The sequence below is a fragment of the Labrys sedimenti genome (assembly GCF_034424805.1).
GTDB classification, from domain to species: Bacteria; Pseudomonadota; Alphaproteobacteria; order Rhizobiales; family Labraceae; genus Labrys; species Labrys sedimenti.
The window spans coordinates 151,326-170,218 of sequence record NZ_JAXOUF010000002.1 but is presented as its reverse complement, the minus strand read 5'-3'; the positions used below and the strand labels follow the sequence as shown (position 1 = coordinate 170,218).

Sequence of the window (18,893 nt, the reverse complement as noted above, 5' to 3'; positions counted from 1 at the left end):
CCTGTCCGCTAAGGAATTTGCGTCTTCGTCACAATTCTTGGACGAAGGGCCGGCCGTCTCCGGCCGAGGCAAGCCAACAGGCCGTATAGCGATACATCAGCCAGCATCCCCGGTCACTCGATTTCGCCTGCCTGCCCTCACGACGAAGGCAGGCGAAAATCACCTTGATCATAACAATATTGTTATATTACAAACTTGTTATCAAGAAAGCGCAACCGCCATGCTCGACCTCGATCATACCTTTGCCGCCCTGTCCGATCCGACCCGCCGGGCCATCCTCAGCCGCCTGGCACTCGGGGAAGCGACGGTGATGCAGCTGGCGGAACCCTTCGCGATGACGCAGCCCGCCATCTCGCGCCATCTCAAGGTTCTCGAAGGCGCCGGGCTGATCGTCCGCCGCGCCGAGGGAACGAGACGGCCGTGCCGGCTCGCCCCGGAGGGCATCGCGGCCATCGACCAGTGGTTGGGCCTACTGCGCGAGGCCCTGGCCCGCAATTACGACCGGCTGGACGCGCTGCTGGCTCAAGAACTGCCTGAAAAACCTGGACTACCTAAAAAACCTGGACTCCCCGAAAAGGAAGAGGAAATCCCATGACCAAGCTTGCGATCCGAACCGAAGGCGAAACCCATGTCGTGGTGACCAGGCGCTTCGCCGCCCCGCCCGAGGCGGTCTACCGGGCCCACACCGAACCCAAGCTCATCCAGCAATGGATGCTCGGACCGGACGGCTACACCATGCCCGTCTGTATCAGCGAGGCCCGGCCCGGCGGCAGTATCCGCTTCGAATGGCGGGACGCCTCGGGGAGCGGTGGCTTCTACCTGACGGGCGAATATGTCGAGCTCGAGCCCCATAGTCGCATCGTGCATGTCGAGCGCATGCATCTGCCCGATCCCACGCCGGACAGCCATGTCGAGACCCGCTTCGCGGCGGACGGCGCGGGCACGCTGATGACCCTGCGCATGACCCTTCCCAGCGCCGAGGTGCGCGAGCAGATGCTGGCGACCGGCATGGAGCATGGCATGGAAGCCAGCTATGCCCGGCTCGAGGGTATTTTGTGAGGATCGATGCTGACCTTAAGGGTCGGGCGAGATGAAGGCTTCGATGCGAGAGTGCGACATTCGCGCCCCTTCGCCCGCCAAGCCTTTGCCTCTCCCTCCTCAATCCACCAACTGGCCCACGATCATGTGCGCCGTCGAGGCATTGAGGGCCATGGGGATGTCGTAGACCAGCGCCAGCCGGGTCAGGGCCTTGACGTCGACATCGTGCGGCAGGGGCGAGAGCGGATCGACGAAGAAGAACAGGCCATGCACCTGTCCCTCGGCGATCAGGGCGCCGATCTGCTGGTCGCCGCCGAGCGGACCGCTCTTCAGCGGTGTCAGCGACAGTTCCGGGCAGGCGGCCAATATGCGGCTGCCGGTCGTGCCGGTGGCGACGAGATTGAAGCGCGCCAGAATGGCCCGGTGCGTGCGCGCGAACTCGACCATTTCGTCCTTCTTCAGATCATGCGCGACGAGTGCCAGAGTGCGCCGGACCAGCTTTGCCATCTCATATCCTCATTTCCAACCGGCGTTTCCCACCTGATTCCATGTGAAAATCAGGGGCAACCGCACAACGCCTCTTCTCAATAGCGCAATCGGCATGCCATGTTGACCATAAGGTCTGCACGGGAAGCCTTTCCCGCGCGGCCCCCATCCAAGAGCGAGAACGAGCGCGGGAGAGCGTGATGAAATCGACCCTTCTTGGCCTGGCTGCCATTCTGGCGGCCGGCACTGCGGGATTTGGCGCGGCACAGGCAGCCGACAAGCCGGGCCCGGCGGTCATCTATGACCTCGGCGGCAAATTCGACAAGTCCTTCAACGAGGGAGCCTATAACGGCGCCGAGCGCTGGAAGAAGGAAAGCGGCAAGACCTATCGCGACTTCGAAATCACCAATGCTTCCCAGCGCGAACAGGCACTGCGCCGCTTCGCCAAGGACGGCAACGATCCCATCATCGTGATGGGCTTTGCCTATGAGGACGTGCTGGCGAAGGTGGCCAAGGCTTATCCGAAGGTGCATTTCGGCATCGTCGACAGCGTCGTCGACCTGCCCAACGTCGCCTCCTACGTCTATCGCGCCGACGAAGGCTCCTATCTCGCCGGCTACCTCGCCGCCAAGACCACCAAGACAGGCACGATCGGCTTCATCGGCGGCATGGACGTGCCGCTCATCCGTAATTTCGGCTGCGGCTATGTCCAGGGCGCCAAGGCCGCCAATCCGCAGATCAAGGTCATCCAGAACATGACCGGCACCACGCCGGCGGCCTGGAACGACCCCGGCCGCGGCGCCGAACTCACCAAGGCGCAGATCTCGCAAGGCGCCGACATCGTCTATGCCGCCGCCGGCCAGACGGGCCTGGGCGTGCTGCAGGCGGCCGCCGACGGCGACAAGCTCGGCATCGGCGTCGATTCCAACCAGAACGGCCTGCATCCCGGCAAGGTGCTGACCTCGGTGCTCAAGCGGGTGGACGAGGCGATCTATCAGGGCTTCAAGGACGGCGAGGAAGGCAAGTTCAAGGCCGGCACCCATGTGCTCGGCATCAAGGATAGCGGCGTGGCCCTGGCCATGGACGACAACAACAAGCCCCTGGTCACCGACGCCAACAAGGCTGCCATCGAGGCGGTGACCAAGGACATCGCCGACGGCAAGGTGGTGGTGCATAATTACGAGAAGGACAATGTCTGCCCGGTGAACTGAGCAGGCGACAGACTGCTTTCCGTAGTGCGAAAGGCAGGTCCGTAGACCTGCCTTTCGCCAATGATCTGCCGTCTTCGCCGATCCGGGATCGGCCCCTATTGCTCCCGCGAGGCTCCCTTTGGCAACTGCCCTCGAACTGAAGCAAATCGATAAACGTTTCGGCCCCGTCCACGCCAACAAGGCGATCGACCTCGTGGTCGAGAGAGGCACCATCCACGGCATCATCGGCGAGAACGGCGCCGGCAAATCCACGCTGATGTCGATCATCTACGGCTTCTACGAGGCCGACAGCGGCGAGATTCACGTCAACGGCGCCGTGAAGGCGATCCGCTCCTCCCAGGATGCCATCGATGCCGGCATCGGCATGGTCCATCAGCACTTCATGCTGGTTGATCCCTTCACGGTATTGGAAAACGTCATGCTCGGCGCGGAGGGCGGCGGCCTGCTGGCGAAGGGGCGCGAGCATGCCCGTACCGAACTGGCACGGCTGGAAAAGAGCTATCACCTGGAAGTCGATCCGGATGCCGTGGTGGGCGAACTGCCTGTCGGCGCCCAGCAGCGCGTCGAGATCCTCAAGGCGCTCTATCGCGGTGCCGACATCCTCATCCTGGACGAGCCCACCGGCGTGCTGACCCCGTCCGAAGCCGACCAGCTCTTCGAAATCCTCAAGGTCCTGCGCGAGCAGGGCAAGACCATCCTCTTGATCACCCACAAGCTGCGCGAGATCATGGCGATCACCGACCGCGTCTCGGTGATGCGGCGCGGCGAGATGGTAGCCACCGTCGATACCGCCAAGACCAATCCCACCGAGCTCGCCGAGCTGATGGTCGGGCGCCGGGTGCTGCTGCGTGTCGACAAGGCCGAGGCCAAGCCGGGCGACGTCATCCTCGAAGTGAAGAACCTCACCGTCAAGGACGAGAAGGGTATCACCCGCGTCGATGACGTCTCCTTCACCGTGCGGGCCGGCGAGATCGTCGGCGTCGCCGGCGTCGCCGGCAACGGCCAATCGGAGCTGCTGGAAGCCATTGCCGGCATCCGGCCGGTCTTTTCCGGCGAGATCCGGCTGCGGGGCAGCAATGCCGCGGCCGCGGACCCGGCGGAGCTGCGCAAGCTCGGCCTGGCCCACGTGCCCGAAGACCGCATGAAGATGGGCCTGGTCAAGCCCTTCGCCGCCTATGAAAGCGCGATTCTGGGCTATCAGAAGGATCGCAAGCTCGGCAGCGGCCCCTTCCTCAATTACCGCCGCATCATCGCCGACCTCACCGACAAGATGGAGCGTTTCGATGTGCGCCCGCGCGATCCAAAACTGAAGACGGCCAATTTCTCGGGCGGCAATGCCCAGAAGATCGTGCTGGCCCGCGAGATGGAGCGCGACCCGGCTTTGCTGATCGTGGGGCAGCCGACGCGCGGCGTCGACATTGGCGCCATCGAGTTCATTCACCGCCGCCTGATCGGCATGCGCGACGCCGGCAAGGGCATCCTGGTGGTTTCGGTCGAGCTCGACGAGATCATGGGCCTCTCTGATCGCATCCTGGTGATGTGCGGCGGGCGCATCACCGGCGAGTGCCTGGCCAAGGACGCCACCGAGAACGGCCTTGGCCTCCTGATGGCCGGCGTTTCGGGAGAAGCGGCATGAGCGGGCAGACCACCACGCCCGGGGCCTTTCTGGGGGCGATCTTTTCGGGGCGCAGCGGCGCCAGCCTGATCACCCTGCCCTGGTGGGCCGACACCATCATCCTGCCGCTGCTCAACGTCTTGGTGGCCTTCATCATCTCCGGCATCGCGGTGTGGATCATCGTCGGCGCCGACCCCTTGACCGTCGGCGTCACCATGATCGGCGGCGCGTTCGGCGATGCCAACGCCGTGGGCACCACCCTCTATTACGCGACCACCTTCATCTTCGCCGGCCTTGCCGTCGCCGTCGCCTTTCATGCCGGATTGTTCAATATCGGCGTGGACGGCCAGGGCCAGATCGCCGGCATCGGCATCGCCTGGGCCTGCCTGCATCTGGGCGGCCTGCCCTGGCCCCTCGCCATCCCGCTCGGCATGGCCGCCGGCATGCTCTTCGGCGCCGCCTGGGCCTTCATTCCGGGCTACCTCCAGGCCAAGCGCGGCAGCCATGTCGTCATCACAACCATCATGTTCAACTACATCGCCACCGCGCTGGTGCAGTATCTCCTGGTGAATGTGATGATGAAGCCTGGCTCCGGCGAGCCGAAGTCCGAGCTTTTTCCCGATTCGACGGGCATGCCCTTGCTCAGCGATCTCCTGGCCGGGCTCGGCATCCAGCTCGACCTCACCCTCGTCAATCTCGCCTTTCCGATCGCCCTGGTCGCCGCCGTACTGGTCTGGGCCCTGATCTGGCGAACGCGGCTCGGCTATGCGATGCGCACGGTCGGCCACAACCAGACGGCCGCCGTCTATGCCGGCATCTCACCCGCGAAAATCATCGTCGTCGCGATGCTGATCTCGGGGGGCCTGGCCGGCCTGATGGGCGCCAATGTGCTGATGGGCGAGCAACACCGCATGATCATCGACTACACGGCCGGCGCCGGCTTCATCGGCATCGCCGTTTCGCTGATGGGCCGCTCCCATCCGGCCGGCATCGTGCTCGCTTCCATCCTGTTCGGAGCTCTGATCCAGGGCGGTCAGGAGCTTTCCTTCGAAAACCCGGTGTTCGACAAGAACATGATCGTGATGATCCAGGGCATCATCATTCTCTTCGTCGGCGCTCTGGAAACCATGTTCCGCCCGCAGCTCGCCGCCTTGTTCCAACTGTTCACCCCCGCCGGCAAGGGAGCATGACGCCATGGATACCGTGATCATGCTGGCCAGTGTGGCCGCCGCCGCCATCCGCATCTCCACGCCCTACCTGCTCTGTGCCCTCGCCGGCCTCTATTCGGAACGTTCGGGCATCGTCGACATCGGGCTCGAAGGCAAGATGCTGGCGGGTGCCTTCGCCGCCGCGGTCACTGCTGCGACCTATGGCTCGGCCTGGCTCGGCCTGGTAGCCGCCATCATCGTTTCCATCGGCTTTGCGCTGCTGCACGGCATCGCCTCCATCCGCTATCGCGGCAACCAGATCGTCTCGGGCGTCGCGATCAACATCCTGGCGCTCGGCTTGACCGCCTTCATCGGCAATGCCTGGTATGGCGAAGGCGGTCGCACACCGAGCCTGAGCGGCGATGCCCGCTTCCAGCCGATCGAGCTGCCGGGGGCAGAGGCGATCAAGGGCGTGCCGGTGATCGGCCAGCTCTACGCCGACGTGCTCTCCGGCCATTCGATCCTGGTCTATTTCGCCTTCGTCTGCGTGCCGGTGACGGCCTGGGTGCTCTACAAGACCCGTTTCGGCCTGCGCCTGCGCGCCGTCGGCGAGAACCCGCAGGCCGTCGACACTGCCGGCATCTCGGTGGCGTGGCTGCGCTATCGGGCCGTGCTGATCTGCGGCCTGCTGACCGGCATCGCCGGTGCCTATCTCTCCACTGCCGACTCGGCCGCCTTCGTCTCGAACATGACGGGCGGGCGCGGCTATATGGGCCTGGCCGCCCTGATCTTCGCCAAATGGCGGCCCTGGCCCGCGCTCGGCGCCTGCCTGCTGTTCGGCCTGCTCGACGCCATCTCGATCCGCATGGGGTCGGGCTTCGTCATCGCGGGCATGCTGGTGCCCTCCGAGCTGATCTCGGCGCTGCCTTTCATCCTCACCGTGTTGATGCTGGCCGGCTTCGTCGGCGCGGCGACGCCGCCCAAGGCCGCCGGCATTCCCTATCTCAAGGAACGCTGATGAACGCGCTCGCCGATCTGTTCGAAGCCGCCAGGGCGGTGCGCGAGAAGGCGCACGCGCCCTATTCGCGCTTCAAGGTGGGAGCGGCCATACGCGGCCGCTCGGGCCGGATCTATGCCGGCTGCAATGTCGAGAATGCCGCCTATCCGGTCGGTGCCTGTGCCGAAGGCGGCGCCATCTCGGCGATGGTGGCGGATGGCGAGACGGGAATCGCCGAAATCCTGGTGCTCGGCTGGACCGACGCCCATCCCGACGCGCCCGGCCTGACCACGCCATGCGGGGGCTGCCGCCAGCGCATCCGCGAATTCGCAAGGCCGTCGACACCGATCCATGTCGCCGGGCCCGAGGGCATCCGCCGCAGCTTCACGCTCGACGAACTGCTGCCCGAGAGCTTCGGACCGGAGAATCTGGGATAGAACCTCATACCAATAGTCACGATGTTTGACTCAGGCGTCATTGCGAGCGCAGCGAAGCAATCCAGGTGCCATGGCCACCGCGTTTTTGCACGCTGGATTGCTTCGCTGCGCTCGCAATGACGGTGCTCGATCGGTCGAGCATCAATAGTCGGTATCAGATCGAGACCAGGTCGAGGAAGCTGGCGCACAGCAGCACGACGGTGGCGACGGCCAGCGTCAGCCCCACCCAGAACTGCGCCCTGTCCTCGGCGGAAATGCCGCCCTTCAACACCATATGCATACGCTCGATCATAACCGACCCACCTCGAAACGGGGGTCATAATGGAGGCGTCGCGGGTGCTCGGGCGTTAACGCGGCGCGATTTCGCCGCGCCGTCTTGAATCATGGTTGAGAAGAGGTGAGCGGGCGTCCGGGCGCCCGCGCATCCAGGACTACAGAAATGACTTTCCTGCCCCCTGCCAATCCAGCCTGAGGTGCTCCGCCACGCTGGCGGCCATGTCGGCGAAGCTGTCGCGCCGGCCGATCGGTCCCGTACGCTTGCCCAGGCGCGCCAGCACCGGCACGAATTCGCGCGTATGGTCCGTTCCCATCCAGGACGGGTCGCAGCCATGATCGGCCGTGATGATCAGCAGGTCATCCTCGGCCAGCCGGGAGAGGATCTGCGGCAGGCGCATATCGAACTGCTCCAGGGCACCGGCATAGCCGGGAATGTCGCGGCGGTGGCCATAGAGGGTGTCGAAGTCGACATAATTGGCAAAGAGCAGGCCACCATCGGGCAGGCGCCCCATGGCCTCCAGCGTGCGATCGATCAGGGCATCGTTGCTCGGGCCCTTGACGATCTCGCCGGTGCCGCGATGGGCGAAGATGTCGCCGATCTTGCCGATGGTGATGATGCCCCGCCCGGCGCGTTCGGCCACGTCGAGCAGCGTGTCGGCCGGCGGTGGCACGGCATAGTCGCGCCGGTTGGCGGTGCGGGTGAAACCGCCCGAGGCATCGCCGACGAAGGGCCTGGCGATCACCCGGCCGATATTGAGGTGATCGACATGGCGGCGGGCGATCTCGCAGAGGGACAACAGTCTTTCCAGCCCGAACGCTTCCTCATGGGCGGCGATCTGCAGCACGCTGTCGGTGGAAGTGTAGAAGATCGGCTTGCCGGTCTCGATGCTCTCGGCACCAAGTTCGGCGATGATCTGCGTGCCCGAGGCATGGCACTGGCCGAGTACGCCGGCAAGCCCGGCTTCCTTGACGATGGCGGCGATCAGCTTGGGCGGAAAACAAGGCGCCTCCCTGGGGAAATAGCCCCAGTCGAACGGCACGGGATAGCCGGCAATCTCCCAATGGCCAGACGGTGTGTCCTTGCCCTTGGAAATCTCCGCCGCATAGCCCCACAAGCCCTCCGCCACACCGCCTTCCAAGCCCGGCGGCAGCGTGCCCGTTGCCGCCTGTGCAGCCGCACCAAGGCCCAGGCTGGTGAGCACGGGCAGGCGCAGGGGGCCCGTGCGATGCTCGTTCTCGCCGGCCCGGCCCGCCGCGCAGGCCTCGGCGATATGGCCGAGCGTATCCGCCCCTGCATCGCCATAGCGCTCGGCATCGTCAGCCGAGCCGATACCGAAGGAATCCATCACCAGAAGGAACGCGCGACCCATCTCAGCTTCCTCCAATGCGTTCGAGTACCGGCGGCAGGGCTTCCTCGCCCTCGCCGATGCGATAGGCTGCGCGCAGGCTGGCGGCGGCGGCCTCGGCCGCCGCGTCGCTGCGGGCATGCACGAAGCCGAGGGGATGGTCAGGCCCGACCTCGGCACCGAGTTCGGCAAGGCCGGTAAGGCCCACGGCATGGTCGATCGTATCCTGCGGGCGGGTGCGCCCGCCGCCCAACGCCACAACCGCGAGGCCGACGGCCCGCGTATCGATGCTGCCGACCTGCCCTGCCTGCTCGGCGAAGACGGGTTTGATCACAGGTGCAGCGGGCAGATAATGCTCGGGCCGCTCGACGAAGTCGGCCGGCCCGCCAAGCACCGAGACCATGCGGGCGAAATGCTCGGCCGCCCGGCCGCTTGCAAGGGCCTGCTCGATGCGCGCCTGGCCTTCGGCGGTATCGCGGGCAAGTCCGCCGAGCACCAGCATCTCGGCGCAGAGATCGACGGTGACCTCCAGAAGGCGCAGGTCCCGATGTGCACCGGCGAGAAAATCCACGGCATTCCGGACCTCCAGGGCATTGCCGGCAGCGCTGGCGAGGGGCTGGTCCATCGCCGTGATCAGGGCAGTGGTCGGCAGCCCGGCGCCCGTGGCGACGGTCGCAATCGATTCGGCCAGGTCGCGCGAGCCCTCCAAGGCGGGCATGAAGGCGCCGGAACCCGTCTTCACGTCCATCACCAGGGCCTGGAGCCCGGCCGCGAGCTTCTTCGACAGGATCGAGGCCGTAATCAGCGGGATCGATTCGACCGTGGCCGTGACGTCGCGGATCGAATAGACGGTCTTGTCGGCCGGGGCGAGGTCGGCGGTCTGGCCGATGATGGCGGTGCCGGCCTCGCGCACGGCCCGGCGGAACAGGTCGAGATCGGGCTGGGTGGTGTAGCCCGGCACCGAATCGAGCTTGTCGAGCGTACCGCCGGTATGGCCCAGGCCCCGGCCCGAAATCATCGGTACGAAGCCGCCGCAGGCCGCCACCAGCGGCCCGAGCATCAAGCTGACATTGTCGCCGACGCCGCCCGTCGAGTGCTTGTCCACCACCGGCCCCGGCAGGTCGAGCCCGCGCCAGTCGAGCACGGTGCCCGATTGGGTCATCGCCCGCGTCAGGGCAATGCGCTCGTCCATCGCCATGCCGCGGAAGAATACGGCCATGGCAAAGGCCGCGACCTGGGCATGGGTGACGCTGCCGGCCACCAGCCCTTGCACGAAACTCTCGATTTCAGCTGCGGACAGGGCAGCGCCGTCGCGCTTCCTGCGAATGATTTCCTGGGGAAGAAGGGTCACGGATCGGGCTCCCTGGGGCAGAACGCGGTCAAGCTGTAGGCGTCTTTGCGATTCCTGGCCGACAGCCGGATGGCAAGACGCCTTGGCGGCCCCGTCCCTGCGTGGCCTTTCGATTTCGGGCCGCGACGATAGCCTCCACGATCCGCGAAGGAAAGCCATGCGGAGGAAAGTGTGCGAGCGCTTACAAATCCATTGCGGGGAGGTAACGGCCTGGTGCCCTGGCGTCCCCCCCTGTTCCCCGCGAACTGGCCAGCGTCTGGCGGGCGTGCCACAATCGGTGCGGTGCTGCCGTGAATCCGGGATGGGGCGATGATCCGGCGTTGCTTGATGTTGTTGTGTCTGTTCTGGCTGGCCGGGGTCACCGTCGCGCTCGCCGACAAGCGTGTCGCCCTCGTCATCGGCAATGGCGACTATCGCACGCTCGGCCGCCTCGCCAATCCCGTCACCGATGCCGACGCCATCGCCACGCTGCTCGCCGGCGGCCAGCTCAGCTTCAAGGTGATCCGCGCCAGCGACGTCGATCATGCCGCCATGCTCAAGGCGATGGCCGAATTCGGCAACGAGGCCACCGATGCCGATATCGCCCTGGTGTATTATGCCGGCCACGGCATGCAGGTCGACCAGCGCAATTTCCTCATTCCCGTCGGTGCCGACATCAAGAGCCGCGTCGATCTCGCCACGCAGACCATCAAGCTCGACGACATCAGCGACATCCTGAGCGCCTCCGGCGCCAAGGCCAAGATCCTGCTGGTGGATGCCTGCCGCAACAATCCCCTGCCGGCGAGCGCAAGCCGCGGCGCCTCGCGCGGCCTCGCCCGGCTCGATGCCGCCAGCACCGGCACGCTGGTCGCCTTCGCCACCGGCCCCAATGCCGTCGCCGACGATGGGGACAATGGCCATTCTCCCTTCGCGGCCGCGTTGCTGAAGCGACTGCCGGAGGCCGGCATCGAGATCCGTCGCATGCTGGCGCTGGTACGCCAGGACGTCCATGCCGCCACGAACCAGCGCCAGACGCCCTGGGTCGATGAAGCGCTGCTCGGTGATCTCTATCTGTCGGGCACCGCCATATCCGCTTCGCCCCCCATCGCCACGCAGCAGCCATCCCCGGCGCCGGGAAGCCCGGTCCCCGACAAGGCGGACATGGCGGCCTGCACCGATCTCGGTACCGATCCCACCCCGATCAAGCTCGAAGCCTATCTCGACAATTTCCCCAAGGGCTATTGCGCCGCCTCGGTGCGCCGGCGGCTGGAAGCGCTGGCCAAGCCCGCGGCTGGGCCGGCGCCGATCTCCGCCTCACCCGCGTCCGCGCGCGCCCAATCCGATCCGCCGCCCTATACGGTCTCGAGCTATTGGAACCATAACGGCTCGCGCGTGGCGCTATCGGCGAGCGAGGGCAACCGCCTGTTCTACTACGAGGCGCCCCGCCCGGGCCTGGCCGAGGTCGGGGTGCGCAAGGGAGCACTGCTGTTCAAGGGGACGGCCAGTGGCAGCGTCTATCGCGGCCAGGCCTATGTCTTCTCGCGCGAGTGCGGGCCGATCTCCTATCGCGTCGAGGGCTCGGCGGCCGGAGAGCCGCCGACCATCACTCTGCGCGGGAAGGCTCCCCGGCGCGCCAGGGATTGCGCGCAGACCGGCTGGCGCGACGACACGCTGGTATTCCGCTACGATTCGGCAGCGCGATAGCAGGCATAGCCCGCCCGGCCGGCCTGTCCGTGGTCCGACAAAGCCGCTTGAGTCCTTTTTAAGGGGGCAACATCGCCCCCGCGACCCTTCCCCCGCTTTCGGCTGCGGGATTGCTATGTTAAGGGGAGGCCGTGGAGCGGACAGGCTCGCCTGCCCGGCCACACGGTTTTGACTGGTCGATGAGGACTGAGACGCAATGGCGGAACGCCGTTCGAGCTTTGAATACGAAGATCTCCTGGCCTGCGGGCGTGGCGAGATGTTCGGCCCCGGCAATGCGCAATTGCCCCTCCCCCCCATGCTGATGTTCGATCGCATCCCGGAAATCTCCGAGACCGGCGGTCCAAACGGCAAGGGCTGCGTACGCGCCACCCTCGATGTCAAACCGGACCTTTGGTTCTTTTCCTGCCATTTCCAGGGCGATCCGGTGATGCCGGGCTGCCTTGGCCTCGATGCCCTCTGGCAGATGACCGGCTTCTTCCTGGGCTGGCTCGGCCAGTCCGGACGCGGCCGCGCCCTTGGCGTCGGCGAAGTCAAATTCACCGACCAGGTGCTGCCCAGCGTCAAACAGGTCGAGTATGGCGTCGACCTCAAGCGGGTTTTCAAGGGTAAATTGATTCTCGGCATTGCGGATGGCTGGCTAAAGGCCGATGGCCGCACCATCTATGAGGCCAAGGATCTGCGCGTCGGCCTGTTCCAGGCCTGATTTCTGGTACCGAGCCTGATTTCTGGCCCGAGTGCGGCGCCGGTTGAGCGCATTTTCAGGCATGCCCGCATTGGCTTGCCCTTAACGATGTGCTTTGAGAACGCAGGATGCGGCCCCGACGACGCTCGACGCGCTGACGGGGTCGATGCTTTGTTAGGCTGTCCGTGTCCGGGTCCTGCCCGTCCGCAGGCAGCGAGCATAATTTCCGAGCTTGCCCAAAACCGGGTCGCTTGCGAAATTCTGCTCAAGCGTTTTGCGATGAGATGCAATTGCCTCAAATCGCAGGGACGCTCCCGCCAATCCGTCGGATTGGCTTGGAAACAAGGAGCTAGGGCAAGTGAGCGTTCACATTGAACGCGCTTTTCTCTAGGGAACGCAGTGCCGGCCTGGCGATCTCCTCGGAGAGGATCGTGGGGCGGTCACGAAACTGGAAGGGATCGCCATGAGACGTGTCGTCGTTACCGGCATGGGTATCGTGTCTTCGATCGGCAACTCGACGCAGGAGGTTCTCTCCAGCTTGCACGAGGCCAGATCCGGTATCACGCGCGCCGAGCAGTTCGCCCAATACGGCTTCCGCTCTCAAGTCTATGGCGCGCCGACGCTCGACCCCGCCTCGGTGGTCGATCGCCGCGCCATGCGCTTCCATGGCGGCGGCACCGCCTGGAACCATGTGGCGATGGAGCAGGCCATCCTCGATTCCGGCCTCGAAGCCAACGAAGTTTCCAACGAGCGCACCGGTATCATCATGGGGTCCGGCGGCCCCTCCACCCGCACCATCGTCGAGGCTGCCGACAAGGCGCGCGAGTCGGGCAGTTCCAAGAAGGTCGGCCCCTTCGCCGTGCCCAAGGCGATGTCGTCCACGGCCTCCGCCACGCTCTCGACCTGGTTCAAGATCAAGGGCACGAACTATTCGATCTCCTCGGCCTGCGCGACCTCGAACCATTGCATCGGCAATGCCTATGAGCAGATCCAGTACGGCAAGCAGGACGTGATGTTCGCCGGCGGCTGTGAGGAACTCGACTGGACGCTGGCCGTGCTGTTCGACGGCATGGGCGCGATGTCGTCGAAATATAATGATACCCCCTCCACGGCCTCCCGTCCCTATGACAGGAATCGCGATGGCTTCGTGATCTCCGCCGGTGCCGGCGTGCTGGTGCTGGAAGAGTTGGAGCACGCCAAGGCCCGCGGCGCCCGCATCTATGGCGAGATCGCCGGCTATGGCGCCACCTCCGATGGCCATGACATGGTCGCCCCCTCGGGCGAGGGCGCCGAGCGCTGCATGCGTATGGCGCTCGCCAACATCAAGGCGCCGATCGATTACATCAATCCGCACGCCACCTCGACGCCGGCCGGCGATCCGCCTGAGATCGAGGCCATCCGCAAGGTGTTCGGCTCGGGCGACAAATGCCCCCCGATCGCCGCGACCAAGGCGCTGACCGGCCATTCGCAGGGCGCGACGGGCGTGCAGGAAGCAATTTATTCACTTCTCATGATGAATAATGGCTTCATCTGCGAGAGCGCGCATATTGAGGAGTTGGATCCGGCCTTTGCCGACATGCCGATCGTCCGCAAGCGTATCGACAATGCCAAGCTGAGCCATGTCCTTTCCAACTCGTTCGGATTCGGCGGCACCAACGCGGCCCTGGTCTTCAAGCGGCTCGACGCCTGAGACCCGTTCCTGCCCGCCTGTTCCGGTCGGTATATCGCGTAACAAAGAGACAGATAAAGTGATCCGGGAACCAAGCAAATCCCCGGCTGCTTTGTCAAAACGTGGTAAAGAGGCGGAAATGCGGGCTGATCGGCCGATTCTGGTCTGATTGCGCCCCGAATGACTGATGACCAGGATTTGGAGTTGCAGGCCATGACAGGGCTCATGCAAGGTAAGCGCGGTCTGATCATGGGCGTGGCCAATGATCATTCGATCGCCTGGGGTATCGCCAAGAGCCTCGCCGACCAAGGCGCCCAATTGGCATTCACTTATCAGGGCGAGGCCCTGCGCAAGCGCGTGGAGCCGCTGGCCAACAGCGTCGGTTCCAGCCTGCTGGTGCCGTGCGACGTCGAGGATGTCGCTTCCGTCGACGGCGTCTTCGCCACGCTGGCGCGGGAATGGGGCAAGATCGACTTTCTCGTCCACGCCATCGCCTATTCGGACAAGAGCGAGCTCAAGGGCCGCTACGCCGACACCACGCGTGACAATTTCGCCAAGACCATGGTGATCTCCTGCTTCTCCTTCACCGAGATCGCCAAGCGCGCCGCCGATTTGATGCATGATGGCGGCTCGATCCTTACCCTCACCTATGGCGGCTCCACCCGGGTGATGCCGAACTACAATGTCATGGGTGTCGCCAAGGCTGCGCTCGAGGCATCGGTGCGCTATCTCGCGTCCGATTTTGGCCCGCAGGCCGTCAGGGTCAATGCCATCTCGGCCGGCCCGATCCGCACCCTCGCCGGCGCCGGCATTTCCGATGCCCGGCTGATGTTCAACTACCAGCGCGCGCACGCCCCGTTGCGCCGCACGGTGAGCATCGAGGAAGTCGGCGGTTCGGCGCTCTACCTGCTCTCGGATCTGTCCACCGGCGTCACCGGCGAAGTACATTTCGTCGATTCCGGCTACAACATCATCTCGATGCCGCATCCCGAAGCCCTCAAGGCCCAGGAAGCCGCCGAAGCAAGCGTGACGACGAAGGCGGCCGCCGAATAGGTCAGCCTGTCCGCGTAGCGGAAGCACTGGAAGCGAAGTATCCATGGACATGCGGGCGTCGTCGCCCGCATTTTCTTTTCCATGAGCACAGAGCTTCCAGGTACATTGAGGACCTTGGCATTTCCAGGAAATGGCGATTACAGCCCGCTGAACCAGTTATAGCCCTGGCTCTCCCAGGTGCCGCCGAGATAGTCGTTGCTCACTTCGATCTCGCCGATGAATTTTGGGTTCTTGAAGCCGAGCTTGGTGGGCACGCGCAGTTTCATCGGGAAGCCATAGGTACGCGGCAGCAATTGTCCATCGAACCAGAAGCTCAGCTGCGTCTGCGGATGCAGGGCGGTGGGCATGTCGATGCTGGTGACGTAATTGTCGTCGCAGCGGAAATTGACGTAGCTTGCGGTCAGGTCGGCACCGACCCGGCGCAGAAAGTGCGAGAAGGGCACGCCAGACCAGCTGCCGATCGCGCTCCAGCCCTCGATGCAGATATGGCGGGTGACCTGGGTGACGCGCGGCAAAGCGTGGAGCTCACACAGCGTCCAGTGCTCGCGACGCTCGACCAGACCGGTGACATCAAGCCGGTAGGTCTCGGGATCGATCACCGGCGCCTGGTCCGGCGTATTGGGTTCGTAGAAGGAATTGAAGGGGAAGGGCCGGGTGATCAGGCTTGCCGGATATTCCCGGGCCAGGCGCGCCGGCGAGAACAGCCAGGCCTGGACGCGGTCGTTGAAATCGGAGACCCGGCCGAGCATGGCCTCGGCGCTGAGGCCGTCGGTGACGTCGCAGCCGGCCAGCAAAGTGAGGCTTCCCAAGCCGAGCACCCGGCGCAAAAAATGGCGCCGCGTGGTGAGATCGAGCCGGCCGGCCACCTCCTTGAGGATCACGCCGGTATCGGGATGGGGCGGTTTAGGCTGGCGGAACATGGCGCCCTTCCCCTCAGCGGCCACGGATCATGGCGAGCAGGCTGCGTGGCACCAGCAGGGCCATCGCCACATGCACGGCCAGGAAGGCGACGATGATCGACATGGCGCCGAAATGGATCAGGCGGGCCGTGTCGAAATCGCCGAGCAGCATCACCAGCGGGCGCAACTGCACCGGCTTCCAGATGGCGAGGCCCGACACCACCACCAGCACGCCATCGGCGATCACGCCGAGATAGAGTAGGCGCTGGATCGCATTGTACCGGCTGAGATCCTCGTGGCCGAGCCGGCCGGCCAAGGCCGCCTTCAGATCCGAAAACACCGACCGCGGCGAGATCGGCAGCAATTTGCGCCGGAACCGCCCCGAGGCCAGGCCGTAACAAACATAGATCAGGCCGTTGGCCATCACCAGCCACATGGCGGCGAAGTGCCATTGCAACCCGCCGATCAGCGATCCGCCGAGGGTCATCGCGGCCGGAAACAGGAAAGGCAGCGTGGGATAGGCATTGTGGATGGCCCAGCCTGAGGAAATCATCGTCAGCATCGCCGCGGCATTGGTCCAATGGGTGATCCGCACGATCACCGGATGGATCGGCGCGGCGGCCGGGACCGGCAGGGTATGAGATTGTGTCATGGCGATGGGCTCCCTGAACTGAAGCAGAGGCACCGGACCGCGGAGCACGCCCGCGGTCCGGCGCAAACCATCACTGCGGCAGCAGCACGGTATCGACCACGTGGATAACGCCGTTGCTCTGGTTGACGTCGGGGATGGTGACGGTCGAGCGGTCGCCCTTGGCATCGATGATGTCGAGCTTGCGGCCGTCCTGCACGACGGTAAGCGTGCCGCCCTGCACGGTCTTGAGCGTGGCCTTGCCGCCACCGGCCTTCACCTCGGACATCAGTTCGGCGGCCGAATGCTTGCCGGCCACGACGTGATAGGTGAGCACGGCAGTCAGAGTGCCCTTGTTCTCGGGCTTGAGCAGCGTGTCGACGGTGCCCTTGGGCAGCTTGTTGAAGGCCTTGTTGACCGGCGCGAACACGGTGAAGGGGCCGGGGGTCATCAAGGTATCGACCAGGCCGGCGGCCTTGACGGCTGCAACCAGCGTGGTGTGGTCTTTCGAATTGACGGCGTTCTCGATGATGTTCTTGGAAGGATACATCAGAGCGCCGCCGACCTTGACGGTGGTCTCGGCAAAGGCGGCGCCCGTGTAGAACACCGAGGCGGCGAGAACCACACCGATGACGGCGGCGTAAGAGGAGGTGCGACGGGTCATGATAGATCTCCGGAAGGTTGCACCGGTCGTTCCGAGCGGTGGAGCACGGGAATGTCCGCATCTCGTGAAGATCTACGCCTCGATTTCACACGAGTTTCAGAATTCAAAAATTATTCTTCGATTTTATTTTTCATATATGAATAATTGCAAAATATACATATACGATGCGCTAATCATAAGGTTTCGTTTCGGCGCATAAAATTATTTGCACCGCCCGATGAAACCTTTGTGCAGCTGCAACGTACGCACCCGCTCGCCGGTTTCCAGGATGGAATTCCGTTTCACCGCACAGCGAATTGTTGTTTGATTGAGATGGGCGACCAGTCCAGGTCAGGTGAGAAACCGGGGCAATCGGCTTGAGCAGCAGAGGTGTCGACGAGAAGGAAGAGCTGTCGCTGGAGGGCCTGCTGCGCGCCGTCGCCTCGGGCGATAGGGCTGCATTTCGACGCCTCTACGATGCGACCCAGACGAAACTTTACGGGGTGGTCCTTCGTATCCTGCGTGACAGGGCTCAGGCCGACGATGCACTGCAGGAGATTTACGTGAGGATCTGGGACAAGGCGGCCGATTTCGATCCCAACAAGGCCTCCGCCAGGACCTGGATGGCGACGATCGCCCGCAACCGTGCCATCGACCTGCTACGCAGCTCGCGGCCCGCGGCCGGTGCCGACGCCCAGGAGATCGAGGACCTGCCGGCCGAAACGAGCGAACCGCTCGAGGCCCGTCATCGCAGCGAGGAACTGCAGCGCCTGCTCGCCTGCCTTGCCGGCCTCGACGAGGAGCGGCGCCAGATGATCCTGCTTGCTTATTATCGCGGAGCCACGCGCGAGGCTCTGTCCCGGCGTTTCGAGCGGCCGGTACCCACGGTGAAGACGCTCTTGCATCGCGGCCTCGCCCAGCTGCGGGAGTGCCTCGGCCATGACTGAGCGCGACGATCTCGACCTCCTTGCGGGCGAGTATGTGCTCGGCACACTCGATGCGGCCGAACGGGCCGCCGTCGCGGCCCGGCGGCGGCGCGAGCCCGATCTCGATGCCGCCATCACGGCCTGGGAACGCCGTCTCGCCCCGCTGACTGAGGCCATCACGCCCGTGGAGGCGCCTGCCACGACCTTCCCGGGCATCCTCGCGCGGCTCGATGCCGGCGCGGACCCACTGATAACCACGCTCGAACGCCGGCTGCGGCGCTGGCGTCTGGCGACGCTGGGCATCGGCGCCCTGGCGGCGGCCCTGGCCCTGTTCGCCATCACGCCTCGGCTGCGGACGCCGGAACAGCCCGGCAGCTTCGTTGCCGTGCTGCAGAAGGATGCCGCCTCTCCCGCTTTCATCGTCTCGGTGAATGTCGAGGCGCGCTCCCTCACCATCCGCCCCGTCGCCGCCCGGCCCCAGCCGAACAAATCCTATGAATTGTGGCTGGTGAACGACAAATTGCCCGGCCCGCGATCGCTCGGCGTAATCGGCGACCGCCTGTTCACGGTCGAGAAAGCGCGCCTGTCCAACGTATCAGAGCAGGTCGTGCAGCAGGCGGTTCTGGCCGTCACCCTGGAACCGGAAGGCGGCTCGCCCTCCGGCCAACCCACCGGGCCCATTCTCTATTCGGGTGCGCTAGTGCAGGCTACGCCCTGATCCTCCGATTGGAGGGGCGCCCTGTTCGTAGGCGCTCACCTAAGGCGAGAGGCGCAACGCCAGCCGCCCCTTCGCCCCGTTCTTACG

General features: G+C 64.8%; 20 protein-coding genes. 13 read left to right on the top strand and 7 right to left on the bottom strand.

Going from position 1 to position 18,893, the window contains the following annotated elements:
• Positions 1–220 precede the first annotated feature (220 nt).
• Both U1R88_RS07200 and U1R88_RS07195 read left to right on the top strand, forming a co-directional pair.
• On the top strand, positions 221–595 hold the full coding sequence (locus tag U1R88_RS07200; protein ID WP_322430645.1) for an ArsR/SmtB family transcription factor: 375 nt from the start codon (positions 221–223) through the stop codon (positions 593–595).
• Positions 592–1,059, top strand: coding sequence for an SRPBCC domain-containing protein (locus U1R88_RS07195; RefSeq protein ID WP_322430644.1), 468 nt, complete (start codon positions 592–594; stop codon positions 1,057–1,059). The genes U1R88_RS07200 and U1R88_RS07195 overlap by 4 nt, the downstream gene beginning before the upstream one ends.
• 99 nt (positions 1,060–1,158) lie before the next feature.
• On the opposite strand, the gene U1R88_RS07190 is transcribed toward U1R88_RS07195, so the two are convergent.
• Positions 1,159–1,545 carry a methylglyoxal synthase gene (locus U1R88_RS07190; protein WP_068288004.1) on the bottom strand — a complete coding sequence of 129 codons (387 nt, stop codon included), beginning with the start codon at positions 1,543–1,545 and terminating at the stop codon, positions 1,159–1,161.
• A gap of 179 nt (positions 1,546–1,724) precedes the next feature.
• On the opposite strand from U1R88_RS07190, the gene U1R88_RS07185 reads away from it, so the two are divergent.
• The 5 genes from U1R88_RS07185 to U1R88_RS07165 all read left to right on the top strand — a co-directional run bounded on the left by U1R88_RS07185 (position 1,725) and on the right by U1R88_RS07165 (position 6,932).
• Positions 1,725–2,735: a BMP family lipoprotein gene (locus U1R88_RS07185; RefSeq protein WP_068287994.1), complete on the top strand. Its 1,011-nt coding sequence runs from the start codon at positions 1,725–1,727 to the stop codon at positions 2,733–2,735.
• 118 nt (positions 2,736–2,853) lie between these two features.
• Complete coding sequence (locus tag U1R88_RS07180) at positions 2,854–4,371, top strand: ABC transporter ATP-binding protein (protein WP_322430643.1); 1,518 nt, start codon at positions 2,854–2,856, stop codon at positions 4,369–4,371.
• The gene (locus U1R88_RS07175) at positions 4,368–5,540 is read left to right on the top strand and encodes an ABC transporter permease (RefSeq protein WP_322430642.1); all 1,173 of its coding nucleotides are present in this window, start codon (positions 4,368–4,370) and stop codon (positions 5,538–5,540) included. The genes U1R88_RS07180 and U1R88_RS07175 overlap by 4 nt, the downstream gene beginning before the upstream one ends.
• 4 nt (positions 5,541–5,544) lie before the next feature.
• Complete coding sequence (locus U1R88_RS07170) at positions 5,545–6,516, top strand: ABC transporter permease (RefSeq protein ID WP_322430641.1); 972 nt, start codon at positions 5,545–5,547, stop codon at positions 6,514–6,516.
• Positions 6,516–6,932, top strand: a complete 417-nt coding sequence (locus U1R88_RS07165) for a cytidine deaminase (RefSeq protein ID WP_068287989.1) — start codon at positions 6,516–6,518, stop codon at positions 6,930–6,932. Before U1R88_RS07170 ends, U1R88_RS07165 begins: the two co-directional genes overlap by 1 nt.
• Positions 6,933–7,086: 154 nt before the next feature.
• Here the strand turns inward: U1R88_RS07165 and U1R88_RS07160 are convergent, their stop codons facing one another.
• From U1R88_RS07160 to deoA, 3 genes are all read right to left on the bottom strand, one after another.
• Complete coding sequence (locus U1R88_RS07160; RefSeq protein WP_311940706.1) at positions 7,087–7,224, bottom strand: hypothetical protein; 138 nt, start codon at positions 7,222–7,224, stop codon at positions 7,087–7,089.
• 139 nt (positions 7,225–7,363) lie between these two features.
• Positions 7,364–8,578: a phosphopentomutase gene (locus tag U1R88_RS07155; protein ID WP_322430640.1), complete on the bottom strand. Its 1,215-nt coding sequence runs from the start codon at positions 8,576–8,578 to the stop codon at positions 7,364–7,366.
• Between the two features lies 1 nt (position 8,579).
• Complete coding sequence (deoA, locus tag U1R88_RS07150; RefSeq protein ID WP_322430639.1) at positions 8,580–9,905, bottom strand: thymidine phosphorylase; 1,326 nt, start codon at positions 9,903–9,905, stop codon at positions 8,580–8,582.
• Between the two features lie 309 nt (positions 9,906–10,214).
• Here deoA and U1R88_RS07145 point away from each other — a divergent pair, with 309 nt between their 5' ends.
• The 4 genes from U1R88_RS07145 to fabI all read left to right on the top strand — a co-directional run bounded on the left by U1R88_RS07145 (position 10,215) and on the right by fabI (position 14,992).
• Entirely contained in the window at positions 10,215–11,588 is a 1,374-nt protein-coding gene (locus U1R88_RS07145) for a caspase family protein (RefSeq protein WP_322430638.1), read from the top strand.
• 196 nt (positions 11,589–11,784) lie between these two features.
• On the top strand, positions 11,785–12,291 hold the full coding sequence (gene fabA, locus U1R88_RS07140; RefSeq protein ID WP_068287971.1) for a 3-hydroxyacyl-[acyl-carrier-protein] dehydratase FabA: 507 nt from the start codon (positions 11,785–11,787) through the stop codon (positions 12,289–12,291).
• A gap of 442 nt (positions 12,292–12,733) precedes the next feature.
• The gene (fabB, locus tag U1R88_RS07135; protein WP_068287960.1) at positions 12,734–13,960 is read left to right on the top strand and encodes a beta-ketoacyl-ACP synthase I; all 1,227 of its coding nucleotides are present in this window, start codon (positions 12,734–12,736) and stop codon (positions 13,958–13,960) included.
• A gap of 192 nt (positions 13,961–14,152) precedes the next feature.
• A complete protein-coding gene (gene fabI / locus U1R88_RS07130) occupies positions 14,153–14,992 on the top strand; it encodes an enoyl-ACP reductase FabI (protein ID WP_322430637.1) in 840 nt (279 codons plus the stop codon).
• A gap of 137 nt (positions 14,993–15,129) precedes the next feature.
• Here the strand turns inward: fabI and U1R88_RS07125 are convergent, their stop codons facing one another.
• From U1R88_RS07125 to U1R88_RS07115, 3 genes are all read right to left on the bottom strand, one after another.
• Entirely contained in the window at positions 15,130–15,912 is a 783-nt protein-coding gene (locus U1R88_RS07125) for a molybdopterin-dependent oxidoreductase (RefSeq protein ID WP_322430636.1), read from the bottom strand.
• A gap of 13 nt (positions 15,913–15,925) precedes the next feature.
• Positions 15,926–16,543, bottom strand: coding sequence for a cytochrome b/b6 domain-containing protein (locus U1R88_RS07120; RefSeq protein WP_322430635.1), 618 nt, complete (start codon positions 16,541–16,543; stop codon positions 15,926–15,928).
• Positions 16,544–16,613: 70 nt separating this feature from the next.
• Positions 16,614–17,183: a fasciclin domain-containing protein gene (locus U1R88_RS07115; protein ID WP_322430634.1), complete on the bottom strand. Its 570-nt coding sequence runs from the start codon at positions 17,181–17,183 to the stop codon at positions 16,614–16,616.
• A 356-nt stretch (positions 17,184–17,539) separates the two neighbouring features.
• Here U1R88_RS07115 and U1R88_RS07110 point away from each other — a divergent pair, with 356 nt between their 5' ends.
• Positions 17,540–18,109 (top strand): sigma-70 family RNA polymerase sigma factor, encoded by a 570-nt coding sequence (locus U1R88_RS07110; protein ID WP_322430633.1) that lies wholly within the window; start codon positions 17,540–17,542, stop codon positions 18,107–18,109.
• A complete protein-coding gene (locus U1R88_RS07105; RefSeq protein WP_322430632.1) occupies positions 18,102–18,806 on the top strand; it encodes an anti-sigma factor in 705 nt (234 codons plus the stop codon). Before U1R88_RS07110 ends, U1R88_RS07105 begins: the two co-directional genes overlap by 8 nt.
• Positions 18,807–18,893: the final 87 nt, after the last annotated feature.

Excerpts from the sequence above, each read along its gene's own strand:
- U1R88_RS07115 (WP_322430634.1), bottom strand. The coding sequence starts at position 17,183 with ATGACCCGTCGCACCTCCTCTTACGCCGCCGTCATCGGTGTGGTTCTC.
- U1R88_RS07185 (WP_068287994.1), top strand. The coding sequence starts at position 1,725 with ATGAAATCGACCCTTCTTGGCCTGGCTGCCATTCTGGCGGCCGGCACT.
- fabB (WP_068287960.1), top strand. The coding sequence starts at position 12,734 with ATGAGACGTGTCGTCGTTACCGGCATGGGTATCGTGTCTTCGATCGGC.
- U1R88_RS07105 (WP_322430632.1), top strand. The coding sequence starts at position 18,102 with ATGACTGAGCGCGACGATCTCGACCTCCTTGCGGGCGAGTATGTGCTC.
- U1R88_RS07175 (WP_322430642.1), top strand. The coding sequence starts at position 4,368 with ATGAGCGGGCAGACCACCACGCCCGGGGCCTTTCTGGGGGCGATCTTT.
- U1R88_RS07145 (WP_322430638.1), top strand. The coding sequence starts at position 10,215 with ATGATCCGGCGTTGCTTGATGTTGTTGTGTCTGTTCTGGCTGGCCGGG.
- U1R88_RS07165 (WP_068287989.1), top strand. The coding sequence starts at position 6,516 with ATGAACGCGCTCGCCGATCTGTTCGAAGCCGCCAGGGCGGTGCGCGAG.
- U1R88_RS07120 (WP_322430635.1), bottom strand. The coding sequence starts at position 16,543 with ATGACACAATCTCATACCCTGCCGGTCCCGGCCGCCGCGCCGATCCAT.
- U1R88_RS07125 (WP_322430636.1), bottom strand. The coding sequence starts at position 15,912 with ATGTTCCGCCAGCCTAAACCGCCCCATCCCGATACCGGCGTGATCCTC.
- U1R88_RS07155 (WP_322430640.1), bottom strand. The coding sequence starts at position 8,578 with ATGGGTCGCGCGTTCCTTCTGGTGATGGATTCCTTCGGTATCGGCTCG.
- fabI (WP_322430637.1), top strand. The coding sequence starts at position 14,153 with ATGACAGGGCTCATGCAAGGTAAGCGCGGTCTGATCATGGGCGTGGCC.
- U1R88_RS07190 (WP_068288004.1), bottom strand. The coding sequence starts at position 1,545 with ATGGCAAAGCTGGTCCGGCGCACTCTGGCACTCGTCGCGCATGATCTG.
- fabA (WP_068287971.1), top strand. The coding sequence starts at position 11,785 with ATGGCGGAACGCCGTTCGAGCTTTGAATACGAAGATCTCCTGGCCTGC.
- U1R88_RS07200 (WP_322430645.1), top strand. The coding sequence starts at position 221 with ATGCTCGACCTCGATCATACCTTTGCCGCCCTGTCCGATCCGACCCGC.
- U1R88_RS07170 (WP_322430641.1), top strand. The coding sequence starts at position 5,545 with ATGGATACCGTGATCATGCTGGCCAGTGTGGCCGCCGCCGCCATCCGC.
- U1R88_RS07160 (WP_311940706.1), bottom strand. The coding sequence starts at position 7,224 with ATGATCGAGCGTATGCATATGGTGTTGAAGGGCGGCATTTCCGCCGAG.
- U1R88_RS07195 (WP_322430644.1), top strand. The coding sequence starts at position 592 with ATGACCAAGCTTGCGATCCGAACCGAAGGCGAAACCCATGTCGTGGTG.